This window comes from Peribacillus sp. CSMR9, assembly GCF_033141925.1.
Taxonomy (GTDB): domain Bacteria; phylum Bacillota; class Bacilli; order Bacillales; family DSM-1321; genus Peribacillus; species Peribacillus simplex_A.
Window position 1 is genome coordinate 1 of sequence record NZ_JAOPHO010000016.1, and the last position, 14,660, is coordinate 14,660.

The 14,660-nt window shown below is 40.5% G+C and carries 11 protein-coding genes and 2 pseudogenes; all 13 read right to left on the reverse strand.

The window, feature by feature from the left end:
* Positions 1-328: 328 nt before the first annotated feature.
* Positions 329-1,324: a D-cysteate sulfo-lyase gene (gene cuyA, locus N9I19_RS10095; protein ID WP_089363568.1), complete on the reverse strand. Its 996-nt coding sequence runs from the start codon at positions 1,322-1,324 to the stop codon at positions 329-331.
* A gap of 113 nt (positions 1,325-1,437) precedes the next feature.
* A pseudogene (locus N9I19_RS10100) lies at positions 1,438-1,813 on the reverse strand (Rid family detoxifying hydrolase).
* A 95-nt stretch (positions 1,814-1,908) separates the two neighbouring features.
* Positions 1,909-3,387, reverse strand: a complete 1,479-nt coding sequence (locus N9I19_RS10105) for an amino acid permease (RefSeq protein WP_317777704.1) — start codon at positions 3,385-3,387, stop codon at positions 1,909-1,911.
* Positions 3,388-3,624: 237 nt separating this feature from the next.
* A complete protein-coding gene (locus tag N9I19_RS10110; RefSeq protein WP_317777705.1) occupies positions 3,625-5,070 on the reverse strand; it encodes a sigma-54 interaction domain-containing protein in 1,446 nt (481 codons plus the stop codon).
* A gap of 62 nt (positions 5,071-5,132) precedes the next feature.
* Positions 5,133-6,314: a MalY/PatB family protein gene (locus N9I19_RS10115; RefSeq protein WP_317777706.1), complete on the reverse strand. Its 1,182-nt coding sequence runs from the start codon at positions 6,312-6,314 to the stop codon at positions 5,133-5,135.
* 189 nt (positions 6,315-6,503) lie between these two features.
* Positions 6,504-7,937, reverse strand: a complete 1,434-nt coding sequence (locus N9I19_RS10120; protein ID WP_317777707.1) for an MBL fold metallo-hydrolase — start codon at positions 7,935-7,937, stop codon at positions 6,504-6,506.
* 38 nt (positions 7,938-7,975) lie between these two features.
* Positions 7,976-9,175, reverse strand: a complete 1,200-nt coding sequence (locus N9I19_RS10125) for an FAD/NAD(P)-binding oxidoreductase (RefSeq protein ID WP_317777742.1) — start codon at positions 9,173-9,175, stop codon at positions 7,976-7,978.
* Positions 9,176-9,292: 117 nt separating this feature from the next.
* Positions 9,293-9,610, reverse strand: a complete 318-nt coding sequence (locus tag N9I19_RS10130; protein WP_317777743.1) for a thioredoxin family protein — start codon at positions 9,608-9,610, stop codon at positions 9,293-9,295.
* Positions 9,611-10,142: 532 nt separating this feature from the next.
* Positions 10,143-10,673, reverse strand: coding sequence for a P-loop NTPase family protein (locus tag N9I19_RS10135; protein ID WP_317777708.1), 531 nt, complete (start codon positions 10,671-10,673; stop codon positions 10,143-10,145).
* A gap of 184 nt (positions 10,674-10,857) precedes the next feature.
* A pseudogene (locus N9I19_RS10140) lies at positions 10,858-11,898 on the reverse strand (alkene reductase); the annotation flags it as partial.
* Positions 11,899-12,172: 274 nt separating this feature from the next.
* A complete protein-coding gene (locus N9I19_RS10145) occupies positions 12,173-13,600 on the reverse strand; it encodes an MDR family MFS transporter (RefSeq protein WP_089363559.1) in 1,428 nt (475 codons plus the stop codon).
* 61 nt (positions 13,601-13,661) lie between these two features.
* Entirely contained in the window at positions 13,662-14,234 is a 573-nt protein-coding gene (locus N9I19_RS10150; RefSeq protein WP_284471676.1) for a TetR/AcrR family transcriptional regulator, read from the reverse strand.
* A 254-nt stretch (positions 14,235-14,488) separates the two neighbouring features.
* Positions 14,489-14,581, reverse strand: a complete 93-nt coding sequence (locus N9I19_RS25225) for a putative holin-like toxin (RefSeq protein WP_289320953.1) — start codon at positions 14,579-14,581, stop codon at positions 14,489-14,491.
* Positions 14,582-14,660: the final 79 nt, after the last annotated feature.

Sequence of the window (14,660 nt, forward strand, 5' to 3'; positions counted from 1 at the left end):
TGGACATGGCAAGGTCCAAAAATGGCCTAACATAGTGGGCTCGTAGAGACCCAAGCTCTTAATCTTGAGCAAAATTCAAAGAAAATATCAAAAGGGGTTCGGAATTAATACATTCCGAACCCCTTTTGTCGACAAACTGCAGGGAGCCAAATTTATTGGCTCCCTCAGTTTGGAGTTTATTCCCTAAGAGAGGATATCCCCTTGCCCATCTTTCTATTTGTTTTGATGGGTACACTATATAATGTAATTATACTTCAATAAAAGAGGATATCCCCTTGCCCATCTTTCTATTTGTTTTGATGGGTACACTATATAATGTAATTATACTTCAATAAAAGAGGGAAGTATTGGCGTATAACGAAGAGGCGCCGCCAGAGTGTACGAATAGAATGTTATCATCCGGCTTAAATGTGCCTTTTTTTACTAAATCAATGAGTCCCGCTGCCGCTTTACCCGTATAAACCGGATCCAGTAAAATCCCTTCTGTTCTGGCCATGAGCTTGACAGCTTCCACCATTTCAGGCGTAGGTAAAGCATAACCAGGTCCGACATACTCATCAAAACACACAACAGCCTCACGAGAGATTGAATTCGGAACGCCGATGTGTGCTGAAGTTTCTTTAACGAGCTGAAAAACTTTCTCTTCTTGTTCGGCTTTTCCTCTGCTTACGTTTATTCCGATTACCGGGATTTTACTTTGATTTCCATAAAATCCAGTCACCAAACCTGCATGCATTCCCCCGCTGCCGCTAACACAAACAACAGCATTCACATTGACTCCTTGATCAAAGGACTGTGTCAAAATCTCCTGAGCACAAGCAACATATCCCGTTGCACCAATGGTATTCGATCCCCCTACCGGAATTATATAAGGTTTATATCCCTCTTCCGTTACCTCTTTAGCTACTTTCTGCATTTCTTTCATCAAGTCTGTTCCATTAGGTACAACCTTGATTTGTTCAGCGCCCAATAAATGATACAGAAAATAGTTACCGTTAAAATCCGGCTCTGAACTTTCTGAAAGGCCCTCTTCCAACACAAGGATGCAATTCATTTTCTCTTTAACGGCAGCAGCTAGTGTTAAGCGGCAATGATTTGATTGAATGCCTCCACATGTAATTAACGTATCTGCACCTTTTTCCATTGCATCGGCTACAAGGAACTCTAGTTTTCTTGTTTTATTTCCACCAGCCGTCAGCCCAAGTAAATCATCTCGTTTAATATAAATAGAAGGGCCCCCAAGTACTTCAGAAAAATGATGTAATTTCTCCATGGGTGTATTTGTTGGTGTATATCGACGTCTGGGAAATTGCGCTAAATTCATATTAATTCTCCTCCTGTATTCTCTGTCTAGGACTACCCTATGTAAAGTAAAGAAAAGAGAATATCAATTTGACGTTCTCTTTTCAATTATTATTATTATTATTATTATTATTATTAAATTATAGCAATTGCTTCGATTTCAATCAAAGCGTCTTTAGGTAAACGAGCAACTTCAATCGCACTTCTAGCAGGATAATCATCCAAAAAGAATTCTCCATATACATGATTCATTGCAGCAAAGTGACTCATATCGCTTAAAAAAACCGTTGTTTTTATTACCTGCTGTAAGCTTGCTCCCGCCGCTTCTATAACCTTCTTAAGATTCTCCAATGACACCCTTGTTTGCTCCTCAATATTATCAGGCATTTCTCCAGTTTCTGGATGAATGGGAAGCTGCCCAGAAGTATACACTACGTTTCACTTTTATACCTTGTGAATAAGGACCGATAGCCTTTGGGGCTTCATTGGTTATGATTGTTTCTTTTAACATATAAACCACCTCTTTTTTTGTAATCCTATTGAAAAACGGAATTGAATTTAATTCTCCTTTGAATAAAACGCTTACATTCAAACAAGCCTTCCCTCTTATTCTTTGCGCTCAAAATCACACTCCATCAGAGGAACTATTTTTGTTTTCCTAATGATTTTATAACCAAGCCAGAGAAGCAAGAAAATAGGAAGACCTATATACGTCGCTATAATTTCTGCCCAGCTAATTTGATCTCCGTAAAAAAAAGTCTGCCCAAAAATGAAAACCACAAAAAATAACAGTGTGATGACCGGGCCCAGCGGGTACCATTTGGCTTTAAACGGCAATTCATTTAGATCTCTGCCTTGGGCTACATAGGCTTTACGGAAGCGGTAATGACTAACGGCAATCCCGAACCATTTGATAAATCCGGTAAGGGCTGAAGCATTTATCAACCAAATGAAAACTGAACCATTTCCAAAAAGGGAAGCCAAAAAAGAGGCAAGTCCTATAAAAGCAGTTGTACAAAGGGCCCACATGGGAATTCCCTTTCTGTTAAGCCGTGCAAAGATTCGTGGTGCCTTTCCTTCTTTCGCCAGTGCCCATAGCATACGTGAAGAAGCATACATTGCTGAATTTGCTGCTGATAAAACAGATGTAAGAAGCACGGCATTCATGACGGAAGCGGCTAATGCCAACCCAGCTCTTTGAAGAACAAGCGTGAAAGGGCTGATAGATACATTTTGAACACCCGATTTAAGCAGGTTTGGATCCGTATAAGGAATAATTAAACCGATAACAAAAATCGTCAACACGTAGAAAATAAGGATTCGCCAGAAGATTGACCGAATCGCTTTCGGTACGTTTTTCGATGGATTTTCGGTTTCACCGGCTGCCGTCGCAATCACCTCAGTGCCCTGGAACGCAAAGCCCGCGATGAGCACTACACTAAAGATAGATACAAGCCCGCCATGGAAAGGAGCATCTCCTTGGGTAAAGTTACTGAACCCGACCGCATGTCCTCCCATAATTCCAAAAATCATGGCAACCCCAATAACGAGAAATACGATGATTGAGATGACCTTAATGCCGGCAAACCAGTATTCACTTTCCCCATATGCCTTGACTGATAAAACATTTAAGATTAGCAACAAACCCAGAAATAGTGCACTCCACAAGATAGAAGGTGAGTCCGGAAACCAATACTTCATAATAAGAGTAGAGGCCACCAAATCTGCAGGAACCGTTATCGCGGTTGTATACCAATAGTTCCAACCTAACGCAAAGCCTAATGCAGGATCAATGTACTTTGAGGCATAGATGTCAAAGGCTCCCGGGAGCGGTAAGAAGGCCGATAGCTCTCCTAAACTATTCATAACAAAATAGACCATGATCCCTACCAGAATGTATGCAGCAAGCGCTCCCCCCGGCCCCGCAGTGCTAATCGTCGATCCGCTGGATACAAACAATCCAGTTCCAATAGCGCCACCTATAGCCATCATCGTTAAATGTCTGGATTGCAGCTTCCTTTGCAATGATCCTTTTGAATTTCGCTCTTCTATGGTGTTACTTATCTCTGCTTCTAATTTCCCCATAGTGTATCCCCCTTTTTACTCATCGTTCAAATACAATTTGTATGCTAGGTTCATCTGGCTGTTATTTCAAAAAATCTCTTTATTAATCATTTGCAGAATTTTCAGTTATTTCACAAAATATCTCTACCTTCTGCTTTTGTCCTCACCCTTCTAAAATTCAGGCGAGAAAATGATATGCACTCTCCCGCTTTTATTTTAAGAAACTTTAATTGAGAAAAATAGATATTTTCTATGAAGTTAACATAATTTATATTTTTCCAACTTGCGATAAAGAGTAGAGAGGCTAATCTGTAGTTCCCGGGCAATTTGTTCCTTATCATGCCGATATTTTTCAGCCAGGAAATAGCTCTGGATTACGTCTTTTTCATATTCAGAAATCATTTGTTCTAAACTTAACCCTCTACACTCTACAGAAAGAGGATCCTGTTGAAACAGATAGTCAGGTAAGTCATGGAAGGAGACGATATCTGATTCAGCCATATTTGCCATATATTCTACGGCGTTTTCCAACTGCCGTATATTCCCCGGCCAATCGTAGCTTATAAGCCATCGTTCCAGCATGGGGTCAAATCTCAATGGGTGCCTTTGCAGGATCTTACAATGTTTATGCATGAAATGTTCAAGATACAAAGCGATATCATCACGCCGCTCTCTTAAAGGTTTGGTATGGAGAGGGATGACATTGAGACGATAATATAAATCCTCGCGGAAAGTGCCATTCCGCACCATTTCCTCCAGGTTTTGGTGAGTGGCTGCAATCACCCGTACATTAATCTGGATTGCTTTTTTTCCACCGATTCTTTCAATCTCTCTTTCTTGTAAAAACCGTAATAACTTTGGCTGCAAGAAAAGCGGCATATCGCCAATTTCATCAAGGAAAATGGTCCCGTTATGTGCTAATTCGAATTTCCCTATTTTCCCATTCCGCTTTGACCCGGTAAATGAGCCCCCCTCATAACCAAACAACTCACTTTCCAACAAGCTCTCAGGAATGGCAGCGCAATTAACTGCCACAAATGAATGCATCCGCCGCTTGCTTTCAAAATGAATCGCTTTGGCTATTAATTCTTTCCCCGTACCGCTATCTCCCCTGATCAAAACAGTGGAGGGGCTGTTTATAATCCTTTTAGCTTTCTTAATAACATCTTTAAGCCCGGAATCTTTTCCAAGAATGTTTTCAAAAGTAAAAACCTTCGGGGGAATCGGAATCTCTTCTTGAATTTTGCAACCCGGTTCCTTCTCAGGGTCCAGCATTGCTAATTTATTGACCAACAATGTACTAACATACCGTAAAAACTGTATTAGATTCTCTGATTCTATAATCATTTTCTCCTTTTGTTCATGGGAAAAACCAATCATGCCGATGACGCCAACTGGTTTGTCTTGCTTTACAATAGGAAACCCGATGGTAGCGAGTTCTTTGCATTGATTCACGAATTTACAACTCCTGCACTGCGACTCATCTCTTTTCACGTCGTAAACCACTCCAGGCTCCCCTGTTTCCAATATCATTCTGAAAAAGGAGCCTTCCGGAGCGGTTTTGCCAATGAGATCTTTATAGTAGCCAGTTCCGCTAATGCGAATGCCCTTTTCATCAAGCACGGTTATATCCAGACCAAGGATTCCTGCTGTGTTCTCAGCGTAATCTTGAATAAACTGCTGTATGCCAATAAAGCCTGCCATATTATCCTCCTCTGCTCTAACGTTATATGCAATAATAAAATAATTTTATTATTGCATAAATTCTACGCTTTGCACAAAGAGGAGATAGCTTTTTCTATGCCATCCAAAGCATTTTTCAACATCGAACGCGGACAAGCAATATTGAGCCGCATGAACCCTTCACCTTCCATACCGAAAATGAGCCCTTCATTCATTGCAACCCTTGCTTTGCGTAACATAAATTCATCCAATTCTTTAACTGAAAAACCCAGTTCCCGGCAATCCAGCCATACAAGGTATGTGCCTTCCGGCTGGATGACTTTAATTTGCGGGATGTTTTTGCTGAAGTAATTCAGAGTGAATTCCAAATTCCCCTGCAAATATTCAAGGAGCTGATCCAGCCATTCTTCTCCGTGTCGGTAAGCAGCCTCTAACGCAACAACGCCAAATATGTTCGGCGAACCAATGGATAATGTATTAAGTTCTCGATCATACCTATCGCGCAGTTGTTGATTTGGAATAATGATACTTGACGTCTGTACACCCATCAGGTTAAAAGTTTTGCTTGGCGCAATGCAGGTAAGAGAATGATTTGCAAACTCTTCTGATATAGAGGCAAAAGGAATGTGAGTATGTGTCTTATAAACAAAATCACAATGAATTTCATCTGCCACAACGAGAATGTTATGCTTCATGCAAATCTGTCCCAATCTTGTCAATTCTTCTTTGCTCCATACCCTTCCAATCGGGTTATGAGGACTACACAAAATCAACATTTTTACCGTTGAATCTATCTTTGCCTCTAGGTCTGCGAAATCTATGGAATAATGTCCATTTTCAAGCTTAAGCGGGTTGTTTACAATTTCACGGCCGTTCGCTTGAATCACACGGGCAAAATGATGGTATACAGGAGGTTGGATAATTATTTTGTCCCCTGTCTGAGTGAAGGACTGAATCGCCAACGATAGGGCTGGAATCACGCCTGGGCTGTGGGTAATCCATTCTTTCTCAATGGACCATCGATGTCTTCTTTTTAGCCAACCTTCAATCGATTCCATATAAGAGTCCGGTCTAAGTGTGTAGCCATATACACCGTGCTCCACACGCTGTTTTAATGCTTCGATGATAGGTTGTGGAGACTGAAAATCCATATCGGCCACCCACATCGGTATCACATCCTTTACCCCAAATTGACTTTCAAGTTTATCCCATTTTTCACAATCAGTGTTCAGTCGACGGATTTCTTGGTCGAAATTGTATTTCATCGAGTATCTCTCCTTCTCATGTTCGCTTGTGTACCTTGCCTCTTTATATATGCAATTGCCATGCCAACCCATTTCTTCTATAAAATCTCCTTATACCGCGGTGATTATTAAAAAAATTTTCCATTCTAAGCATTGGCACATTTGCAACTATGGTAAGTATTTTCGCATGTATGATAAAATTCAAAGAATTCATTTAGCATCTCTGGCAGGGCGCAACTTCTGCTGTTTTCTCCATTCCTCATATCCGCCTACAAGGCTTTGTACTTCTTTAAAACCATGAACTTGTAGAAGGCTTGCAGCGATGGCCGATCTTCCGCCGGTTTTGCAATAAACCAAAATTGGTTTATCATGCGGAATTTTGTGTACCTGTTCTTGTAAATGACCAAGCATCACATGCTTCGCCTGCGGAATATGGCCTTCCTCCCATTCTCCCATGCTTCGGACATCAAGCACATATATATGGTCTGTTTGAATAGCACCACCTAACTTGTCCATTGTCACTTCTTCATACTTCATTACACGCGAATCAATTTCGCCTGCCATCTCATCGATATATGGTTCCATTGTTGCAACGACGTGATCCAATCCAATGGACTGGAGATCATTCACAATAATTTCCACAACATCATTGCTTGCGAGAAGATATAAAGGTCGGTCATAGTCCAACAGCCATCCCGCCCAGGTTATAAATGATTTGTTATAAGGGATATTAATTACACCTTGTATATGCTTTTTAGCAAATTCACTGGCCGGACGTGTATCAATGACAATTCCCTGTTTCGCCCATTCCTGTACAATATCTATTGAAACCTCCATACGAAGTGGTACTGCTATACTTCGAATTTGCTGCGGACCCTCTTTATTCAACCGCTTCATCATTGAAAAATAAGAGGGTGCCTCCGGCTGTCCAGCCAACAGCGCTTCTATAAAGCGCTCCTCATTATCATATTGCAGAGCCCAATTTGTCCGTTTTTCATATCCGATGGTTGATGATGGGATTGCTCCTAGCGCTTTTCCACAGGCACTGCCCGCTCCATGCCCTGGCCATACTTGCAAATAGTCAGGAAGATTTTTAAACTGCTGCAGAGACCGATACATCTTGCGTGCCATTTTTTCCGAGGACCCGTGCACCCCTGCGGCTTTTTCTAATAAATCGGGACGCCCCACATCACCGACAAATACAAAATCACCAGTAAATATCCCGAGTGGATCCTTGGTAACTATACCCCCATCTGTTATAAGCAGTGATATATGTTCAGGTGTGTGTCCTGGTGAATGAATCACCTCAAAATGGATATTTCCAATCGTAAATACATCTCCATTTCTTAGAAAGCGGTGTTTATACCCAGTTACGTACTCATACTTCCAGTCCGGCCCTCCCTCATCAGATAAATACAATGTTGCCCCAAGCCTTGAAGCCAGCTCCTGTGAACCAGACAAAAAATCGGCATGGATGTGTGTTTCCGTTACACCCACGATCCTCACACCATTTGCTCTTGCCGTTTTTATGTAAGGTTCTACATTACGTGACGGATCAACAATGATCGCTTCTCCAGTAGCTTGGCATCCCACAAGGTATGAAGCTTGGGCCAGTTTCTCATCATAAAAATATTTGAGCAGCATAAATCTTCCTCCTTTTTTTATGGATATCAGAAATGCTATTACATCATACCTTTAAGCATCCCATTCCAATACATAACGGGAAGCAAGTTTTTCTTCAATACATACATACTGAACCTCTCACGGGATTGATCGATTGGAAAGGTTTCTTGAGGCTGTAAATCATAATTGAATTCAGCCAGTATAAGCCGCCCGTATCCAGTAACAAGTGGACATGATGTATAGCCGTCATATTTATGAACCATTTGTTTGGCACGCATTCGATGAAGTAAATTTTGCACAAGCACTGGTGCTTGTTTGCGAATAGCAGCCCCTGTTTTTGACGTAGGCAGGTTTGTACAATCCCCTATGCCGAATATATTGTCAAAGTGTTCATGCTGCAGCGTATATTTGTCCACTGCCAGCCAGCCATTACTAGCAGCAAGGGAACTATTCTTGATGAAATCCGGGGCGCTCATCGGCGGTACCACATGAATCATGTCATATTGCATATTCACGCGCTCTTTTGTATTTAGATTTTCAAATGTCGCTCGTTTTTTATCACCATCAATTTCAATGAGATGATGCATAAAACATGTTGCGATTTCTTTTCGTTCAATTATTTTGTTTAGTGCCTGTTCATATTTTTTTACATTGAATATGGATGGGCTGCCTGAAACAAAAATAACCGAAGATTGCTGGCGAACACCTGATTTTCTGAAATATTCTTCCGCCAAATACATAATTTTTTGAGGAGCACCACCGCATTTTACCGGAGTGTTCGGATTGGTAAAGATGGAAGTCCCGCCCTTGAAGTTTCGGATCGCATCCCAAGTGCTATCAACATAATCATAAGAGTAATTACTACATACCCCATTCTTTCCAATACTCTCTTTTAACCCCTTGATTTCATGCCAGTTAATTTGAATCCCCGCAGCGACAACTAAATATTCGTAGTGCAGTTTGTTTCCGGATGCTGTTACAACAACGTTTTCATCTGGCTGAAATGTGGTAACCGCATCCTGTACCCATACGGCTCCTTTCGGAATAACAGATGCCTCCTCCCTTTGTGTCACAGTTTTGTCAGCTTCGCCTGCTCCTACAAGCGTCCATAAAGGTTGATAATAATGTTTCGTCGCAGGGTCAATGATGGCAATGTTTCCGCTCAGAGTGCGTGATTCACGGAGGAGACGTGCCGCGACCGTAATTCCGGCACTGCCGCCTCCTACAATCAAAATTTTGTAATGTGTCTCATTCTTCATCTTTGCCATTCTCAATCACCTCATATCAATTTTATAAAGCAGCTCATCAATTTAACGCTTCAGATTGGAAGCGGCACTTTTCGATAGGCACCCTCCCAATTAAATGCCAGTAAATGATTATCTTTCTAATTTTCCACTTTCCACTACGAATTGATTGAGAAACTGTTCAACCTCCTCCTGGCTTTTTCCGAGTTTACTTACAAAGCGATTAAGTTCCTTCCCTTCTTGAAATACAATAAAGCTTGGGATTCCATACACATCTAGCTTCTCTAATAATTCCGGAAAATGGTCTCGATTTACTGCAATCATATCTATTTTTTCTTTATACGCTTCTACTACAATTGGCATGAATAAATTGGTATTCTGACAGTCTGGGCACCATTCAACATAAAATTTGGAAACAACTGGTTTTGTTGCTGAAATCGCCTCATCAATTTGTTTTTATCTCTTTCATAATTACAATCCTCCCTATATTTTGTTCTCAATGCTATACTGATTGTCTTCATTACTTGATCGCTCTTGCTTCAAGATATCTTTCGCAATCCAGAGCATCCATACATCCACTTCCTGCAGCAAACTCTTTCCAATAAAGCTTTAGTAATTGGCGATTCATCACTCCCTACTTTCTCGATTTACTCATCATTTATATCAAGCAAAAACCATGCCAACTAATTTCCTCCTGTAAAACCGCTTTGTTTGTATACTTCACTCTTTGGAAATTCCCATTTTTGCTATCATTTATATTAAAAAACCTTTATCATCAGGCTTAAAGCCTTCCTAGGACTAGGAAGGCATTTTGCATCTGTGATAAACTCTTCGAACCAATTATTAAAGTGATTATCTAACATTTAAAGCTAATAAGTATTTTCCTTAAGTTTCGTATAACTAAATTGACTAGCCTTTCCCTTTATTGCATAAGATAAAGAGCTGATTTCACAGCCTTTTCATGAACCATTGCATCTGTTGATCACCCCGGCTCAGCCTTCCTGTTTAACAAATATTCTTCAATTTCCTGCTTGCTTTTTAAAATAACCATTATCTTTTCAGGCTCACTTCTTTGAAGATCTGCAAGTCTTTTTTTCATTTTTTTCTTACGTGGAAAGTAGGTGGTCATTATAAATTTAACAAACTGCCAGTCTAATTTTTCATAACAGCCCTCACCCATATCAGGTCTTGTTTTCCCTATATAAGACAGCCAACGTTTTACAACACGGTAAAGGCAAACACGGAGAGGGAGTTCTAAATAAATAATCGTATCGGCATGCTCAAAACGTAAGTCAAAAGAATTACTATAATTACCATCCATTATCCACTTACCATCACTCAATACTTTCTTCTGAGCAGAAATAAAATCCTCTAAAGGAGCTTCCACCCAGCCAGGCCTCCAGTAGAATGTATCCAAATGATGTACATCAATATTTAAATTTTCTCCTAGTCTTCTTGCAAAAGTAGATTTTCCGACGCCCGCAGATACTCCTATAACCATAATACGTTCCATTGATATACCAGCTTTCTACTTTGGGTATTGGGAATGATTTGTTGTTTCATCATTCTTTCTTCCCTTTAGCTCCATAAGGAAAAGGCGACCCTTCTTAATGAAGAATCGCATCAGTAAATTGAAAGAAAAAAATGATTGGTTATTTTGTACACTGACATTTAAAAAAGGCTATGCTTTTTCTCAATTAAATCAGTTGCCCTAAATGTTTCTTTGCCTCGTAATCAACAAGTTTTTCTTCATGCTTAATTCGTGCCAGATAATCCGGGTTGGCGATAAGCGGACGTCCAATCGCCGCAACGTCAATTGTGCCCTTTTCCAGTGCGGCTTCTGCTGTTTCAGGATCAAGCCCTCCCACACCAACTATAATTCCATCCCAGTGACTGCGTACCAATTCATGCATGGTCAGTCCCCTTGCAATCGGTTTGGTAAATTCCATCGTGGACGGGTGAATCATTTTGACTCCTGTTTCATTAAACGCTTCAATAAATGTTTGGATCGCTGTTTCAGGGTCTTCCCACATGTAAGACGGCTGGTCAATTTTCAAAGCCGAGAAACGAATAAGGGTACGTTCCACTCCAACCGTATCAATAACAGCTTTTAGCACTTCCTTCATAAATGTCAGACGCTGTTTTAAATCACCGCCGTATCGATCCGCCCTTTTATTGGAAGTGTCAGAATTGAACTGGTCTATTAAGTAGCCATGTGCACCATGAATTTCAACGCCGTCAAAGCCAGCATCCATCGCATTCTTTGCAGCTTGTTTATATTGGTTCACTACTTCTGCAATATCCGTCTCTGTCATTTCTTCAGGAATATCAAAAGGTTTTCCGAATCTTGAAACCTTTCCTTCAGCAGCGATAGGAGAAGGGGCCTGCGGAGGTCCTCCTGCAATTTCATGATGGCTTGCACGGCCAACATGCCAGATTTGCGCAATGATCGTTCCGCCTTCAGCGTGTACAGCTTCCGTTACTTTTTTCCACCCATTTATTTGCTCTTGAGTATAAATCCCGGGCACCCCAGGATTCCCCTTTGCTCTTGGTGAAATCACGACACCTTCTGTAATGATAAGCCCGATTCCATCTTGAGCCCGTTTTCGGTAGTATTCTACGGTCAGGTCATTCACAACACCAGTTTCGTTATTGGCAAACGACCGTGTCATAGGAGCCATTGCCGTTCTTGTTTTTAAGTTCCATGCACCTATTGTTACAGGTTCCAACAGTTTAGTTATTTTTTTCATTTGAATTCCTCCTGTTAACCACTTTACCTGAGCTAACTTTTAGTAACTATTATTGTGTAAGATTATCCGATAAGTGGTTGATTTTCAAATAATTAACTCTGAATATAATACCATTTGATAAAAAATGGTATTAAAGACCAATAAAAAAGAACTTATTCATTACCAATAAGTGGATGGTTCTAAATTGCTTTTTTCCAAGCAAAAAAGCCAGTCAGAGAAAACCTTTTCCCTGCTGGCTAATGGATCTTTTTTCATTACCTTTTTAGTCACGTGCTGTTCTGATAAAAAACGATATGATCAAACCAATGATTGCAAGGACTAGACCGAAAATGAAGGCATCTTGAACGCCTGCAGTCAATGAACCGCTAATGGCTGATGGATCGAACGGATCTTCTGCATTTGCCATATAATTTTTTTGTGATGCTGACATGATGGTAATGGCAACGGTTGTCCCGATAGCTCCCGATACTTGTTGCAATGTATTCATAAGAGCCGTTCCATCCGGATAAAGATTTTTCGGCAGTTGATTCAGCCCATTTGTCTGGGCGGGCATCATGACCATCGAAACACCAATCATAAGGAGAGTATGCATGATGATTACCATAATGATAGATGTTTCAGTCGTTACGTTCGTCAAAGTCCATAACATGGCAATCATGATAATAAAGCCTGGAATCACTAGTCCTCTTGGTCCGAACTTATCAAATATGCGTCCAGTAACCGGAGACATGATACCATTAAGCACTCCACCCGGTAAAAGTACCAGACCAGCTGAAAACGCAGCTAATGCCAGCCCGGTTTGCAGGTATAGCGGTAAGAGGATCATGGATGACATGATGATCATGAAGGTGATGAAGACGGTTATTAACCCTAAAGTGAACATGGGATATTTAAAAACGCGCAAGTCAATCATCGGTTTATCCATATTGAATTGTCTTACAGCAAACAGGAATAGCGCTATAAGGCCGACAATGAGCGAGGATAGAACTATCGCATTACTCCATCCATGTTCCCCAACAATACTAAAGCCATAAACAATTCCTCCAAAACCAATGGTCGATAAAATAATGGATGGTACATCGATTTTAGGTTTGGTGATTGTTGAAACGTTTTGCATATACTTGAGACCGAATAGTAAAGCAATCACAAAGAATGGCAAAGACACCCAAAAAATGTAATTCCATTTCAAATTTTCAATAATCAAACCTGAAACTGTCGGTCCGATGGCTGGGGCAAACATGATCACCAGCCCCATCAATCCCATCGTCGCTCCCCTTTTATGGATCGGAAAAATCAATAAAATGGTATTGAACATGAGAGGCAATAAAAGACCTGTTCCGATTGCCTGGATGACACGAGCTAGCATCAAGATGCCGAACCCAGGTGCAATTGCTGCAATGAGCGTCCCAATGATGGAGAACACCATTGATGCAATGAATAATTGACGGGTATTGAACCACTGAATTAGGAGTCCCGAAACGGGAACCAATATCCCCAATGTTAATAAATAACCCGTTGTCAGCCATTGCACGGTGGAAGGACTGACATTGAATTCCTGGATTAAATCCCCCAGGGCCATGTTTAAAGCCGTCTCACTGAATAACCCAATGAACCCTGCAATTAAAAATGCAATTAAAATGGGGGTAGTTCTAATGACTTGGTTTTGTTGCTGTGTTGCATCTATAGACATAAAATGATTCCTCCAATTACTGACTGTTCGATGTAAGCATAAAATAATTTTTCCGTATGACTTATTTATTTATCAACAATAATGGTATCTGTTCCGCAATAGCTTGGAGAGGTTTACCGTTTTTCGCCGTTAAGGATAAAAGGATACCACCCTCAATTAAAGCATTAATTACGATACTCAATTCCTTTGCCCGTTTCTCACTGAATTTCGCCTCGAGTAATTTCTTCACATATATGGATTGCCAATCTTCTATCGCTTCTTGACAGGCCGTTCTTATCGGCTCACTCGTCGTATATGTTTCCGCCGCTATCGTCCCGATTGGCAGTCCTAAAAGATTTTCACTTTCACCAAAAACCTCGGATAATTGAAAAATATGAGCCTGAATCGCTTTAATAGGGTCTTCGATTTCATCAAATCCCCGTTGAATTTCATCTATCACGAATTCTTTTGTATGAATAATCGCCTCTATCGCCAATTCTTCTTTGCCTTTCGGAAAATAATGATACAGAGAACCTTTTGGGATACCACTTTCCTCAATAATATCCTTAAGTCCTACACCATAATATCCACGTATGCGAAAAAGTCGGGAAGCAGCTTCAATAAGAATGTCTTTTGAGTTTCGTTTGTCTGCCATAGCTGGATCACTCCTTTGAATTATATCAACCGGTCCATTAGGACTATACTTGTATATTATTGTTTTGTCAAAGATGACTGCCAATGTTTGCTTATGAACTCATGTGAAATACTTATACAACAAAAAGAACACCTTATACTCGGTGTTCTCTGCAAGTTCGAGGAAATCATACCTTCTATTAAATCCCGGTATTTTTTAAAACGCTTCCATTATCAAACACAGCGGCCTGGCTTATCATAAACATATCGTTATCTTCAAGGATTCCTGTCATGATTTTTGAAACCAAGAATAGCAATTACAAACATGCCAAAGCTTAGCATTAGGGAAATAACTTCGAAAGTACCCATTCACACCGCCTCCTTACATCCAGCTTTTCCTGATCAGAGATTGTCCTATACAAGAAAAACATGAAGGCAGCACCTTTTA

Bases quoted from the DNA above. Each gene is read 5' to 3' on its own strand.
- N9I19_RS10120 (WP_317777707.1), bottom strand. From the start codon at position 7,937: ATGCTGCTCAAATATTTTTATGATGAGAAACTGGCCCAAGCTTCATAC.
- N9I19_RS10135 (WP_317777708.1), bottom strand. From the start codon at position 10,673: ATGGAACGTATTATGGTTATAGGAGTATCTGCGGGCGTCGGAAAATCT.
- N9I19_RS25225 (WP_289320953.1), bottom strand. From the start codon at position 14,581: ATGGGTACTTTCGAAGTTATTTCCCTAATGCTAAGCTTTGGCATGTTT.
- N9I19_RS10145 (WP_089363559.1), bottom strand. From the start codon at position 13,600: ATGTCTATAGATGCAACACAGCAACAAAACCAAGTCATTAGAACTACC.
- N9I19_RS10150 (WP_284471676.1), bottom strand. From the start codon at position 14,234: ATGGCAGACAAACGAAACTCAAAAGACATTCTTATTGAAGCTGCTTCC.
- cuyA (WP_089363568.1), bottom strand. From the start codon at position 1,324: ATGAATTTAGCGCAATTTCCCAGACGTCGATATACACCAACAAATACA.
- N9I19_RS10105 (WP_317777704.1), bottom strand. From the start codon at position 3,387: ATGGGGAAATTAGAAGCAGAGATAAGTAACACCATAGAAGAGCGAAAT.
- N9I19_RS10125 (WP_317777742.1), bottom strand. From the start codon at position 9,175: ATGAAGAATGAGACACATTACAAAATTTTGATTGTAGGAGGCGGCAGT.
- N9I19_RS10115 (WP_317777706.1), bottom strand. From the start codon at position 6,314: ATGAAATACAATTTCGACCAAGAAATCCGTCGACTGAACACTGATTGT.
- N9I19_RS10110 (WP_317777705.1), bottom strand. From the start codon at position 5,070: ATGGCAGGCTTTATTGGCATACAGCAGTTTATTCAAGATTACGCTGAG.